Annotated in this window: 14 protein-coding genes; all 14 read left to right on the top strand. The window is 72.3% G+C overall.

Annotated features, from left to right (window positions below):
• Positions 1-49: 49 nt before the first annotated feature.
• Positions 50-1,060 (top strand): sugar ABC transporter substrate-binding protein, encoded by a 1,011-nt coding sequence (locus tag VIW71_RS26250; protein WP_331625123.1) that lies wholly within the window; start codon positions 50-52, stop codon positions 1,058-1,060.
• 187 nt (positions 1,061-1,247) lie between these two features.
• Complete coding sequence (locus VIW71_RS26245) at positions 1,248-2,288, top strand: ABC transporter permease (protein WP_414720853.1); 1,041 nt, start codon at positions 1,248-1,250, stop codon at positions 2,286-2,288.
• A complete protein-coding gene (locus VIW71_RS26240) occupies positions 2,285-3,121 on the top strand; it encodes an ATP-binding cassette domain-containing protein (RefSeq protein WP_331625122.1) in 837 nt (278 codons plus the stop codon). Before VIW71_RS26245 ends, VIW71_RS26240 begins: the two co-directional genes overlap by 4 nt.
• Positions 3,118-4,266, top strand: a complete 1,149-nt coding sequence (locus VIW71_RS26235) for an ROK family glucokinase (RefSeq protein ID WP_331625121.1) — start codon at positions 3,118-3,120, stop codon at positions 4,264-4,266. Before VIW71_RS26240 ends, VIW71_RS26235 begins: the two co-directional genes overlap by 4 nt.
• Positions 4,263-4,931, top strand: coding sequence for a hypothetical protein (locus VIW71_RS26230; protein ID WP_331625120.1), 669 nt, complete (start codon positions 4,263-4,265; stop codon positions 4,929-4,931). The genes VIW71_RS26235 and VIW71_RS26230 overlap by 4 nt, the downstream gene beginning before the upstream one ends.
• 34 nt (positions 4,932-4,965) lie before the next feature.
• A complete protein-coding gene (locus VIW71_RS26225; protein WP_331625119.1) occupies positions 4,966-6,459 on the top strand; it encodes an alpha/beta fold hydrolase in 1,494 nt (497 codons plus the stop codon).
• Between the two features lie 13 nt (positions 6,460-6,472).
• Positions 6,473-7,105: an MBL fold metallo-hydrolase gene (locus tag VIW71_RS26220; RefSeq protein ID WP_331625137.1), complete on the top strand. Its 633-nt coding sequence runs from the start codon at positions 6,473-6,475 to the stop codon at positions 7,103-7,105.
• 96 nt (positions 7,106-7,201) lie between these two features.
• Positions 7,202-7,987, top strand: coding sequence for an exodeoxyribonuclease III (locus VIW71_RS26215; protein ID WP_331625118.1), 786 nt, complete (start codon positions 7,202-7,204; stop codon positions 7,985-7,987).
• 205 nt (positions 7,988-8,192) lie between these two features.
• Positions 8,193-8,444, top strand: coding sequence for a TfoX/Sxy family DNA transformation protein (locus VIW71_RS26210; protein ID WP_331625117.1), 252 nt, complete (start codon positions 8,193-8,195; stop codon positions 8,442-8,444).
• A 37-nt stretch (positions 8,445-8,481) separates the two neighbouring features.
• Complete coding sequence (locus VIW71_RS26205; protein ID WP_331625116.1) at positions 8,482-9,219, top strand: amino acid ABC transporter ATP-binding protein; 738 nt, start codon at positions 8,482-8,484, stop codon at positions 9,217-9,219.
• A gap of 8 nt (positions 9,220-9,227) precedes the next feature.
• Positions 9,228-10,169 (top strand): glutamate ABC transporter substrate-binding protein, encoded by a 942-nt coding sequence (locus tag VIW71_RS26200; protein WP_331625115.1) that lies wholly within the window; start codon positions 9,228-9,230, stop codon positions 10,167-10,169.
• 52 nt (positions 10,170-10,221) lie between these two features.
• Positions 10,222-10,866, top strand: coding sequence for an amino acid ABC transporter permease (locus VIW71_RS26195; RefSeq protein ID WP_331625114.1), 645 nt, complete (start codon positions 10,222-10,224; stop codon positions 10,864-10,866).
• On the top strand, positions 10,863-11,705 hold the full coding sequence (locus VIW71_RS26190) for an amino acid ABC transporter permease (protein WP_331625113.1): 843 nt from the start codon (positions 10,863-10,865) through the stop codon (positions 11,703-11,705). Before VIW71_RS26195 ends, VIW71_RS26190 begins: the two co-directional genes overlap by 4 nt.
• 272 nt (positions 11,706-11,977) lie before the next feature.
• The coding region (locus tag VIW71_RS26185) for an NAD(P)/FAD-dependent oxidoreductase (RefSeq protein ID WP_331625112.1) at positions 11,978-13,309 on the top strand (1,332 nt) is incomplete at its 3' end.

Below are 13,309 nucleotides of genomic sequence, written 5' to 3'. Positions count from 1 at the left end.
GGCAAGGGCGGGAAGGGCGGGGTCGCACACCCCGGCGGGGTCCACCCCCGTGGGGTCCTCCACCCCGAGACGTGTGCTCGGCGCGCTGCTGGCGGCGGTGCTCGGCGCGGTCTGCCTGGCGGGCTGCAGCAGCACCGGCGGCAAGCGCGCGGAGGACCGGGCGAAGCGGCTCGCGGCGAACGGCTCGGCCGTGAACACCCCGCACTGGACCTTCGCGATGGTCACGCACTCCGGGGCCGGCGACACCTTCTGGGACATCGTGCAGAGCGGCGCCAAGCAGGCCGCGGCCAAGGACAACGTCAGGTTCCTGTACTCCAGCAGCGACCAGGGCAACGAGCAGGCGCAACTCGTGCAGGCCGCCATCGACCAGCACGTCGACGGCCTGATCGTCACCCTCGCCAAGCCCGACGCCGTGAAGGCCGCCGTCACCCGCGCCGTGAAGGCCGGCATCCCGGTGATCACCATCAACTCGGGGTCCGCGCAGTCCAAGGAGTTCGGCGCGCTCAGCCACATAGGCCAGGACGAGTCGATCGCCGGCAAGGCGGTCGGCGACGAGCTGAACACCCGCGGCCGGAAGCACGCGCTGTGCGTGCTGCACGAGCAGGGCAACGTCGGCCACGAGCAGCGCTGCGCGGGGGCGAAGGACACCTTCTCCGGCCGGATGGACAACCTCTATGTCAACGGCACCAACATGCCGGACGTGGAGTCCGCGATCCAGGCCAAGCTCCAGTCCGACCGGTCCATCGACTCGGTCGTCACCCTCGGCGCGCCCTTCGCGGCCACCGCCGCGAAGGCCAAGGACCAGTCCGGCTCCGGCGCGGAGATCGACACCTTCGACCTCAACGCGCAGGTCGCGACCGCCCTCAAGGACGGCACGATCGGCTTCGCGGTGGACCAGCAGCCCTACCTCCAGGGGTACGAGGCGATCGACCTGCTGTGGCTCCAGCGCTACAACGGCGACGCCCTCGGCGGCGGACAGCCCGTCCTCACCGGCCCGCAGATCGTCACCGAGGAAGACGCGGACGCGCTGCTGTCGTACACCAAGCGAGGTACCCGGTGAGCGTCGCGCGTGAGGCCGGCGGGCCGCGGATCCATACGGATGGCGCGCTTTTGTGCCGAGCGGGCGGAGAAGCGAACGGAGCACTGGTGAGCGTCGCGCGTGAGGCCGGCGGGCCGCGGATCAATACGGATGGCGCGCTTTTGTGCCGAGCGGGCGGAGAAGCGAACGGAACAGGGGAGTGAGCCCGGTGGAGACCCTCGTCAGTCCGGTGGACGACGAGCGGCTGGCGCCGCGGTCGGTGGCGCGGCTGCTGCTCGGGCGGCCCGAACTGGGCGCGGTGGTCGGCGCCGCGGCCGTCTTCGTCTTCTTCTCGGTCGCCGCCGAAGCGTTCCTGCGCGCCTCCAGCCTGGGTACCGTGCTGTACGCGTCCTCGACGATCGGGATCATGGCGGTGCCGGTGGCGCTGCTGATGATCGGCGGCGAGTTCGACCTGTCGGCCGGGGTGATGGTGACCAGTTCCGCGCTGGTCTCGTCCATGGTCAGCTACCAGTTCACCGCGAACAACTGGGTCGGCGTGGGGGTGTCGCTGCTGGCCACGCTCGCGCTCGGCGCGTTCAACGGGATCATGCTGGTGCGCACCGGACTGCCCAGCTTCATCATCACGCTGGGCACCTTCCTGATGCTCACCGGCCTCAACCTGGGCCTGACCAAGCTGATCAGCGGCACCGTGTCCACCAAGTCGATCGGGGACATGGAAGGCTTCCCGACCGCCCGGGACGTCTTCGCCTCGCACTGGACGATCGGCTCGGTCAACCTCCAGGTCACCATCCTGTGGTGGATCGGACTGGTCGCGGTGGCCACCTGGGTGCTGCTGCGCACCCGGGCCGGCAACTGGATCTTCGCGGCCGGCGGCAACGCGGACGCGGCCCGCGCGGTCGGCGTCCCGGTGGCCCGTACCAAGGTCGGCCTCTACATGGCGGTAGCGTTCTGCGCCTGGATCTCCGGGCAGCACCTGCTCTTCTCGTTCGACGTGGTGCAGTCCGGCGAGGGCGTCGGCAACGAGTTCCTCTACATCATCGCGGCCGTCATCGGCGGCTGCCTGATGACCGGCGGCTACGGCAGCGCGATCGGCTCGGCGGTCGGTGCGATCATCTTCGGCATGACCAGCAAGGGCATCGTGTACGCGCAGTGGAACCCGGACTGGTTCAAGTTCTTCCTCGGGGCGATGCTGCTGCTCGCCACCCTGCTCAACGCCTGGGTCCGCCGACGGGCGGAGGCCACCGCATGACCACGACGACGCACAGCCCGCTGATCGAGCTGACCGGCGTCGCCAAGTCGTACGGGAACGTGCGGGCGCTGCGGGACGTCTCGCTGGAAGTGCACGCCGGAGAGATCACCTGCGTCCTGGGCGACAACGGGGCGGGCAAGTCCACCCTGATCAAGATCATCGCGGGGCTGCATCCGCATGACGCGGGCTCGTACGCGGTCGACGGCGCGGAGGTACGCCACGCCTCGCCGCGCGAGGCGCTGGACCTCGGCATCGCCACCGTCTACCAGGACCTGGCCGTGGTGCCGCTGATGCCGGTCTGGCGGAACTTCTTCCTCGGCTCGGAACCGGTCAAGGGCCGCGGGCCGCTGCGCCGCCTCGACGTCGTCGGCATGCGCGCCACCACGCGTGAGGCGCTGCTGCGGATGGGCATCGACCTGCGGGACGTGGACCAGCCCATCGGCACCCTGTCCGGCGGCGAACGGCAGTGCGTGGCCATCGCGCGAGCCGTGCACTTCGGTGCCAAGGTGCTGGTCCTGGACGAACCGACCGCCGCGCTCGGCGTCAAGCAGTCCGGGGTGGTCCTCAAGTACGTGGCCGCGGCCCGGGACGCGGGGCTCGGCGTGGTGCTGATCACCCACAACCCGCACCACGCCTACCTGGTCGGTGACCGTTTCGTCCTGCTCAAGCGCGGCGCGATGGCGGGCAGCCACCTGAAGAAGGACATTACGCTGGACGCGCTGACCCGGGAGATGGCCGGGGGCAGCGAACTGGACGAACTGACCCACGAGCTGAGCCGCACCCCGGCGGACGCCGGACCGGCGGCCGCCCCCGACCCGGAGACCAGCGCTTGAGTGCCAATCGTGAACGTGTGTACCGCGGCGGTGCCGCTCGGGCCACGGTGTGGCGGAACGTCGGCGGCGCCGACCGCCGGGAGCGACGCTCGCACCTGACCGCGCCCCGCGTGCCCACCGTGGGCATCGACATCGGCGGCACCAAGGTGATGGCCGGCGTGGTGGACGCGGACGGCGTGATCCTGGAGCAACTGCGCACCGAGACCCCGGACAAGTCCAAGAGCCCCAAGGTGGTCGAGGACACCATCGTGGAACTGGTCCTCGACCTGTCCGAGCGGCACGACGTGCACGCGGTCGGCATCGGCGCCGCGGGCTGGGTGGACGCCGACCGCTCCCGGGTGCTGTTCGCGCCGCATCTGGCCTGGCGCGACGAACCGCTGCGGGAGCGGCTCGCCGAACGCCTGCTGGTCCCGGTCATGGTCGACAACGACGCCAACACCGCCGCGTGGGCCGAGTGGCGGTTCGGCGCCGCCCGCGGCGAACCCGACCTGGTGATGATCACCCTCGGCACCGGCATCGGCGGCGCGATCCTGGAGGACGGTCGGGTCAAGCGCGGCCGGTACGGGGTCGCGGGCGAGTTCGGCCACATGCAGGTGGTCCCCGGCGGCCACCGCTGCCCGTGCGGCAACCGCGGCTGCTGGGAGCAGTACAGCTCAGGGAACGCCCTGGTCAGGGAGGCCCGCGAACTGGCCGCCGCCGACTCCCCGGTGGCGCACGGGATCATCGACCGGGTCGGCGGCACCATACAGGACATCACCGGGCCGCTGATCACCGAACTGGCCCGGCAGGGCGACGCGATGTGCGTGGAGCTCTTCCAGGACATCGGCCAGTGGCTGGGCGTGGGCATCGCCAACCTCGCCGCCGCCCTCGACCCGTCCTGCTTCGTCATCGGCGGTGGCGTCAGCGCCGCCGACGATCTGCTGATCACCCCGGCCCGGGACGCCTTCCGGCGCACCCTCACCGGCCGCGGCTACCGGCCCGAGGCACGGATCGTCAAGGCCGAGCTGGGACCGGAGGCCGGCATGGTCGGCGCCGCGGACCTGGCCCGGCTGGTCGCCCGCCGGTTCCGCCGCGCCAACCGGCGCCGCGTCGAGCGGTACGAGCGCTACGGGCGGGTCTACGGACGCCAGGCGGCCGACTCATGACGACGACCCCCGAACAGCGGCACGCCGGCGAGTCCCCCGAACCAGCGGAGCGGACCGACCAGACCGCCACCACGTCTGCCGGCTCCCCTCCCGCCGAAACCCACGACGCCCTGACCGCCACCTCGCTGCCGCCCAGGGAGCTGCCGCGGTGGGTCCGCTGGACCGTCGTACCGCTGCTGATCCTCGTGCCGCTCGGCTATGTGATCATCTCCGCCCAGCAGAGCCGGGTCAGCGGGGAGGACAAGCAGCAGGAGGCCGCGGCGAAACACCTCAAATGGAGGGTCCCCAGCCAGCTCAGGCGGCACATCTACCAGGTGCCGATCCCCGACGGCACGGTCGACGACGGCTACCTGGAGACCAACTCCTGGGACACCAGCCGCCTCTACGTGCAGTTCACCACCAGCGCGGGCGGTCTGGACACCTTCCTCGCCCAGGTGGGCACCAGCCGCTCGGCCCTGGTGGCGGGCGAGGACGCCATCGCGCCCGCCCAGGCCAGGACGGTCGGCTGGAGCTTCCCCGCGGACCGCCCGTGGTCCGGTGTCTCCCTCCACCAGGTGGGCGACAAACCCGACCACGACATCATCGTGGACCTCAAGAACCCCGATGTCCCCACGGTGTACGTGGTCTCCACCATCAACTTCCAGCATCGCTTCGGGGGCGGGTGACCCGGCCGCCGGGTTCACCCGTTAGCGTGAAGCGATGAGCGAGGCGACCGAGGAGACCGCGGACGCGTACAAGGCGTACGGCGCGGCGTTTGGTGACACGTACGAGAAGGAGTACGGCGCGGCGTACGCCGAGGACTCGTACCACGACGACTCGTACGACGACGAGGCGCGTGCTGACGAGGCGCGTGCTGACGAGCCGCGGGGTGACGAGCCGCGGGGTGACGAGGCACGCGGCGAAGGGCCGTTCGCCGGTCCGGCGTTCGACGACACGTTCGACGACGGTGACCTGCTGCCACCGCCGTTGCAGTACCGTTTCGACGGCCCCGAGGAGGCCCCGGTCCTGGTCCTGGGCCCGGCGCTCGGCACCACCTGGCACATGTGGGACCGGCAGTTGCCGGTGCTCAGCGGCGCGTGGCGCGTGCTGCGCTACGAACTGCCCGGCCACGGCGGCGCGCCCGCCGACCCGGCGTCCTCGGTGGACGACCTGGCCCGGCGGCTGCTCGCGGTGCTGGACGACGAGGGCATCGACACCTTCGGCTACGCGGGTTGCGGGCTCGGCGCGGCCGTCGGCGCCCGGCTCGCGCTGCTGCGGCCCGACCGGGTGGCCGCGCTCGCCCTGGTGTCGGCCGCCGCCCGGTACGCCACCGCCGACACCTGGCGGCAGCGCGGTGTCGTGGTCCGCGCGAGCGGCCTGGACAACACCGCCCGCGCCACACCGGAGCGCTGGTTCACCGGCGCCTTCCGCGCCACCCAGCCCGCGATCACCGACTGGGCCGTGCAGATGGTGCGCACCACCGACACCGCCTGCTACGTCGCCGCCTGCGAGGCGCTGGCCGCCTTCGACATCCGCGACGCGCTCGGCAGCATCACGGTGCCCACGCTGGTCGTCGCGGGCGCCGACGACACCGAGACCCCGCCCGCCGACGCCCGGCTGCTGGTGGCCGGCATCCCCGACGCGCGCCTGGCGGTCGTACCCGCGACCGGTCACCTCGCGCCGGTCGAGGAACCGGCCGCCGTCGGCGACCTGCTGGCCCGGCACTTCGAGAGCGCCTGGGCCGAACGCGCCCCCGCCTCCGCGCCGTTCGCGCCCGCCCCGCCGGCCGTGCCGCCGCGTGTCCCCGCACCCCCGGCGGCGCGTCCCGCGCCCGACGCCTACCAGGAGGGGATGCGGATACGCCGTGAGCTGACCGGCGACGCCGAGGTCGAGGCGGCCCTGGCCCGCGCCGAGGGATTCGGCGGCGGCTTCGACGCCTTCGCCACCCGTTACGCCTGGGGTGAGATATGGTCCCGGCCCGGCCTGGACCGGCGCACCCGCAGCCTCGTCACGCTCACCGCGCTGACCGCCCTCGGCCACCTCGGCGACCTGGCCGACCACACCCGGGCCGCGCTGCGCAACGGAGTGGCCCCTGCCGAGATCGAGGAGGTCCTGCTGCACACCGCCGTGTACTGCGGCCTGCCCGCCGCCCGGGCCGCCCTCGACGCCGCGCGCGCCGTGATCCAGGAGGAGACCGGGCAGGGTGCGCGGTAGCAAGATGGGTGCCATGAAGCTGACCAAGAAACTGCATTCCTGCGTACGGCTGGAGAAGGACGGGCGCACGCTCGTCATCGACCCGGGTGTCTTCAGCGAACCGGACGCGGCGGTGGGCGCCGACGTCATCCTCGTCACCCACGAACACGCCGACCACTTCAGCGAGGACCGGCTGCGCACCGGCCTGGAGTCCAACCCCGGGGCCGAGCTGTGGACGCTGGCCGCCGTCGCCGAGCAGGTCTCCGCCGCGTTCCCCGGGCGGGTGCACACGGTCGGGCACGGCGACGCCTTCACCGCCGCGGGCTTCGACGTCCAGGTGCACGGCGAGCTGCACGCCGTGATCCACCCCGACCTCCCGCCGATCACCAACGTCGGCTACCTGGTCGACGGTTCGGTCTTCCACCCCGGCGACGCGCTCACCGTGCCGGACCACGAGGTCGACACCCTGCTGCTGCCTGTGCACGCGCCGTGGAACAAGATCTCCGAGGTCATCGACTACGTCCGCGAGGTCAAGCCGCGTCGCGCCGTCGACATCCACGACGTCCTCCTCGCCGACCTGGCCCGGCCCGTCTACGACATGATGATCGGCAACCTCAGCGGTGCGGACCACCTCCGGTTCGCCTCCGGGGAGGGCACGGAGGCGTAACGCACGGCGCGGGAGGCGGCGCGGGAGCGCTGCGGGACGCCGGCCGCGGCGACCGGGCCGGGCCGGTTGTCCGACCCAGCCGTTAGGTTGTCGGGTATGCGCATCGCGACCTGGAACATCAACTCGATCACCGCCCGCCTGCCGCGGCTGCTGGCCTGGCTGGAGAGCAGTGGCCCGGACGTCCTGTGCGTCCAGGAGACCAAGTGCACCGCCGAGCAGTTCCCGCACGCCGAGCTGAGCGAGCTGGGGTACGAGGCCGCGGTCCACGCCGACGGCCGGTGGAACGGGGTGGCGGTGGTCTCCCGGGTCGGCCTGGCGGACGTGGTCCGCGGCCTGCCCGGCGGCCCGCGGTACGAGGGCGTCGAGGAACCCCGCGCCGTCTCCGCGACCTGCGGCCCGGTCCGCGTCTGGTCGGTGTACGTGCCCAACGGCCGCGAGGTCGAGCACGCGCACTACGCGTACAAACTGGCCTGGTTCGAGGCGCTGCAGGCCGCGGTGGCGGGGGACGCCGCGGGCCCGCGCCCCTTCGCCGTGCTCGGCGACTACAACGTGGCGCCGGCCGACCAGGACGTGTGGGACCCCGCGTTCTTCGAGGGCCAGACCCATGTCACCCCCGCCGAGCGGGCCGCCCTCGCCGCGCTGCGGGAGACCGGCCTGAGCGACATCGTGCCGCGCCCCCTGAAGTACGACCGGCCGTACACGTACTGGGACTACCGCCAGCTCTGCTTTCCCAAGAACCGCGGCATGCGCATCGACCTGGTCTACGGCAACGAGGCGTTCGCCAAGGCCGTCGGCGACGCGTACGTGGACCGGGAGGAGCGCAAGGGCAAGGGCGCCTCGGACCACGCCCCGGTCGTGGTGGACCTGGACGTCGCTCCCTGACCCGGGGGAACGCGGGAGGCGAGGACTGAGCAGGACGGTGCGTGACGGGCCGGGCGGCCCGTCGTCACCACGGCGGGGGACGGCCACGGGCGTGTCAGCACCCGATCGCCCGGAAGGGGCCGCCGCCGGTGCATGATGGCACCACGGAGATCCGTATCCGACACCCTGACGCACCCTCACCCACCAGCTGGTACCGGAGGCAGACGTGGACTCCCTGCAGCAGCTACCGAACATCGGGGCGGTGCTCGCCGAGCGCCTGCGCCGCGCGGGCGTCGGTGACGCGGGCGAACTGCGGCGCCTGGGTTCCGGCCGTGCCTTCGAGAAGATCCGCCCCGAACTGCCCGAGGACGCGCGCACCCACACCCTGCTGGCCCTGGAGGGCGCGCTGCGCGGCATGCGGTGGACGGCGATCCCGCAGACCGAGCGCGACACGCTCGTCAACCGGGTGCTGGGCTGACCGGGGCCGGGCGGTCGGAACGGACAGGGGCGGCCCGGTGGAACCACTCATCGTGCTCAGCGGAGTCAACAAGCACTTCGGGCAGGCGCACGTCCTCAAGGACATCGACCTGACCGTCGGCCGCGGCGAGGTCGTGGTGATCGTCGGCCCGTCCGGCTCCGGAAAGTCCACCCTGTGCCGGGCCGTCAACCGCCTGGAACCCGTGGAGTCCGGCACCATCACCATCGACGGACATCCGCTGCCCGCCGAGGGCCGCGCGCTCGCCCGGCTGCGCGCCGACGTCGGCATGGTCTTCCAGTCCTTCAACCTCTTCTCCCACCGCACGGTGCTGGACAACGTGGCGCTCGCCCCGGTCAAGGTCCGCGGCCGGTCCCGGGCGGAGGCCGAGCGGCGGGCCCGGGAACTGCTGGAGCGGGTCGGTGTGGCCGGGCAGGCCGACAAGTTCCCGGCGCAGCTCTCCGGCGGCCAGCAGCAGCGGGTCGCGATCGCCCGCGCGCTGGCGATGAGCCCCAAGGCGATGCTCTTCGACGAGCCCACCTCGGCCCTCGACCCCGAGATGATCAACGAGGTGCTGGACGTGATGAAACAGCTCGCCGAGGAGGGCATGACCATGGTCGTGGTCACCCACGAGATGGGTTTCGCCCGATCCGCCGCGGACCGGGTGGTCTTCATGGCCGACGGCCGGATCGTCGAGGACCGGGCACCCGGCGAGTTCTTCACCGCTCCCCGGAGCGAACGCGCCCGGGACTTCCTCTCCAAGATCCTCCACCACTGAGCGGGCCCATGCCACGCAACCGCCGGTACGCGGCCACCCCGTCCGTCAGGGCAACCGCCCTGCCCGCCGTCCTGCTCGGTGCCGTCCTGCTCACCGCCGCCCTGACCGGCTGCGGCAGACAGGGCAGCCCGCCCGCCAAGGGCCCCCGCCCCGCCGACCTGCCCGGCTACCGGGTGGACCACGCGTTCTCGCTGCCCGCCTCCGCCACCTGGTCCGCCGCGCACCGCCGCGGCAAGGTCGTCGTCGGCGTCAAGGACGACCAGCCCTATCTCGGCGAACGCGACCCGGCCACCGGCAGGTACTCCGGCTTCGACATCGAGATCGCCAGGATGACGGCCGCCTCGCTCGGCTTCGCCGCCGACCGCATCCAGTACCGGGCGATCGCCTCGGCCAACCGCGAGACCGCCCTGGCCAACGGCCAGATCGACTACTACGTGGGCACATACACCATCAACGACCGCCGCAAGAAGCAGGTCGGCTTCGCGGGACCGTACTACCTGGCCGGGCAGGACCTGCTGGTGCGCCGCAACGAGCACGGCATCCGGGGACCGGCCGACCTGAAGGGGAAGAAGGTCTGCTCGGCGGCCGGATCGAGCTCGATCCAGCGCATCGGGTCGGACTACCCGGACGCCACGCCCGTCACCTACGACACCTACTCGGTGTGTGTGGACAACCTGCTCACGTACCAGGTCGACGCGGTCACCACCGACGACTCGATCCTGCTGGGATACGCGGCCAAGGCGCCCGGCGAGATGAAGGTGGTCGGCCGGCCGTTCTCGAAGGAGCCGTACGGCGTCGGGCTCCCCAAGGACGACACCGCGCTGCGGTACGCGCTGGACGACGTGATCGTGGCGCACGAGCGCAACGGCGACTGGCGGAAGGCGTACGCGGCGACGCTCGGCCAGTCCGGCAGACCCGCGCCCGCCCCGCCCCCCGTCGACCGCTACTGACCCGGCGCCGCTCCGGTTCCGAACCCGCACCCCCCGCACCCCGAGGCCGCCCGTGAACGTCCTGACCGACAACTTCTCGCTCTACGGCAAGGGCCTGTGGGGCACCGTGCAGCTCACCCTCTACGCGAGCGCGCTGGCGCTGGCGGTCGGCGTGCTGATGGCCGGTTTCCGCGTCTCCCCGGTCAGGGCGCTGCGGGTCTTCGGCACGGCGTGGGTGACGGTGCTGCGCAACACCCCGCTCACCCTGCTCTTCTTCGCGGTGCTGCTCGGGCTGCCGCGGTTCGGGGTGGTGCTGCCGTTCACGGTCTTCGCGGTGCTCGCGCTCGGCGCGTACACCTCGGCGTTCGTCTGCGAGGCGGTGAGGGCCGGGATCAACACGGTGCCGCTCGGCCAGGGTGAGGCGGCCCGCAGTCTCGGCATGACGTTCGCCCAGACCCTCGGTCTGGTGGTGCTGCCGCAGGCCACCCGCTCGGTGATCTCGCCGATCGGCTCCACCCTGATCGCCCTCGCCAAGAACTCCGCGATTGCCGGCTCCTTCTCGGTCACCGAACTGCTGGGCACGTACAAACCGCTGAGCGAGCAGGGCTACAGCATCGTGTGGACCTTCGTGTGGATCGCGGCCGGTTATCTGATCGTCACCCTGGCCATCAGCGCGGTCTTCCACGTGCTGGAGCGGAAGCTGAAGGTGGCCCGATGAGCGCCGGCAGCGCGCTGTACGACATCCCGGGGCCGCGGGCGCTGGCCCGGCACCGGCGCTGGGCGCGGCTCACCACCGCGCTGCTGGCGCTGCTGGTCGCGTACCTCGGGTACCGGCTCGTGCACACCGGACAGTTCTCGGCCGTGAAGTGGCGGCCGTTCGAGTACGAGGGCATCCAGCGGCTGCTGCTCACCGGGCTCGGCAACACGCTCAAGGCGTTCGGCTGGGCGGCGGTGCTCTCGCTCGCCTTCGGCGCGGTGTTCGCCGCCGGACGGCTCTCCGACCACCGGCCGGTGCGCTGGGCGAGCACGCTGGTGGTCGAGTTCTTCCGGGCCATGCCGCTGCTGGTGATGATCTTCTTCGTGTTCGTCGCGCTGAAGCTGGCACCGCTGACGGCCCTGGTCACCGGCCTGACGCTGTACAACGGCTCGGTGCTCGCCGAGGTCTTCCGGTCCGGTGTCAACGCGGTGCCGCGCGGCCAGCGCGAGGCCGGGTACGCGCTCGGCATGCGCAAGACGCAGGTCGTGACGTACGTGCTGGTGCCGCAGGCGGCCCGGGCGATGCTGCCGGCGATCGTCAGCCAGTTGGTGGTGGCGCTCAAGGACACCTCGCTGGGCTTCCTGATCACGTACCAGGAGTTTCTGTACGCGGGCAAGCTGATCGCCACCGACCTCGACTACGGCCTGCCGTTCATCCCGGTGGTGATGGTGATCGCGCCGGTCTACATCGGCATGTGCGTGGCGCTGTCCTGGTTCGCCGGCCGGCTCGCCCGGCAGGAGCGGCGCAGCCCCAAGGTGAGGGGCACTCCGGTCACGGTCGCGCCGCCGCGGGAGATATGAGGGGGTGGGAGAGCCGGGGCACACCGCGGTAGGTCCGGGCCGCGGGAGAGTCGGCCACGCCCCTGGAGATCCGGCCGGGCGCCCCGCTTGCCCGGCCCGGCCTGCCCGCCCCGCCCTGCCCGCCGTGTTTGTCCCCGCCCGCCTGGCCTGCTTGTCCCCACCCGCCCGCCCCGCCGTGTTTGTCCCCGCCCACCCGCTCTGCTTGCCCCCGCCCACCCGCCCTGTTTGTCCCGACCGCGCCCGGGCACCCGCACGGAGGAGAAGGGAATCCCATGACCCGATCCCGTGTCGTGATCGTGGGCGCCGGTTTCGCGGGCTACCAGGCCGCCCGCAGTCTGACCAGGCACCGTGGCCTGCGCGACGAGACCGAGATCGTCCTGATCAACCCGACCGACTACTTCCTCTACCTGCCGCTGCTGCCGCAGGTCGCAGCCGGCATTCTCGAACCGCGCCGGATCACCGTGTCGCTGCTCGGCACCCTGCCACGGGCCCGCCTGATGCTCGGCGAGGTGGACGGCGTCGACCTCGACCGGCGCACGGTGACGTACACCGGGCCCGAGGGGGACCCCGGCGTCCTGTCCTACGACCGGCTGCTGCTCACCGTCGGCAGCGTCAACAAGCTGCTGCCGATCCCCGGCGTCGCCGAGCACGCGCACGGCTTCCGCGGCATCCCGGAGGCGCTGTACCTGCGCGACCACATCATCCGGCAGACAGAGCTGTCCGCCGGTGCCGAGGACCCCGCCGAGCGCGCCGCGCGCATAACCTTCGTGGTCGTCGGCGCCGGCTACACCGGCACCGAGGTGGCCGCCCACGGCAAGCTCCTCACCGACGCCATGGTCAGGCGGCACCCCACGCTGCGGCACGGCCCGCCGCCGCGCTGGCTGCTGCTGGACATCGCCGAGCGCCTGCTGCCCGAGCTCGACCGGCGACTGTCGCGTACCGCCGACCGGGTCCTGCGGCAGCGCGGCATGGACGTACGCACCGGCCACTCGGTGAAGGAGGCCACCCGCGACGGGGTGCTGCTGGACACCGGCGAGCCGGTGCCGACCCGCACCCTGGTGTGGTGTGTCGGTGTACGCCCCGACCCGCTGGTCTCCGCCATCGGGCTGCCGGTCGAGAAGGGCCGCCTGGTGGTCGGCCCGGACCTCGTCGTCCCCGGGCACCCCGATGTGTACGCGGCCGGGGACGCCGCCGCGGTGCCGGACCGGACTCGGCCGGGCTCGTACACCCCCATGACCGCGCAGCACGCCGGCCGGCAGGGCAGGACCGCCGCGCACAACATCGCCGCGTCGTACGGATACGGCGAACCTCGGCCCTACCGGCACCACGACCTCGGGTTCGCGGTGGACCTCGGCGGAGTGAAGGCCGCCGCCAACCCGCTGGGCGTGCCGCTGTCCGGGCCGCCCGCGAACGCCGTCACCCGCGGCTACCACCTGCTGGCGATGCCCGGCAACCGGATCAGGGTCGCCGCCGACTGGCTGCTGGACGCGGTGCTGCCCCGCCAGGCCGTACAGCTCGGCCTGGTCCGTTCCTGGGCGGTGCCGCTGGACACCTCGGCCCCCGAACTGCCGTTGCGCCCGCCGGTCGCGACCGGCGGGCGGCGG

The organism is Streptomyces sp. (assembly GCF_036524955.1).
In the GTDB taxonomy this organism is placed as follows: Bacteria; Actinomycetota; Actinomycetes; order Streptomycetales; family Streptomycetaceae; genus Actinacidiphila.
Note: the sequence above shows the minus strand (reverse complement) of the source record. Positions and strands in the feature narration are given on the sequence as shown.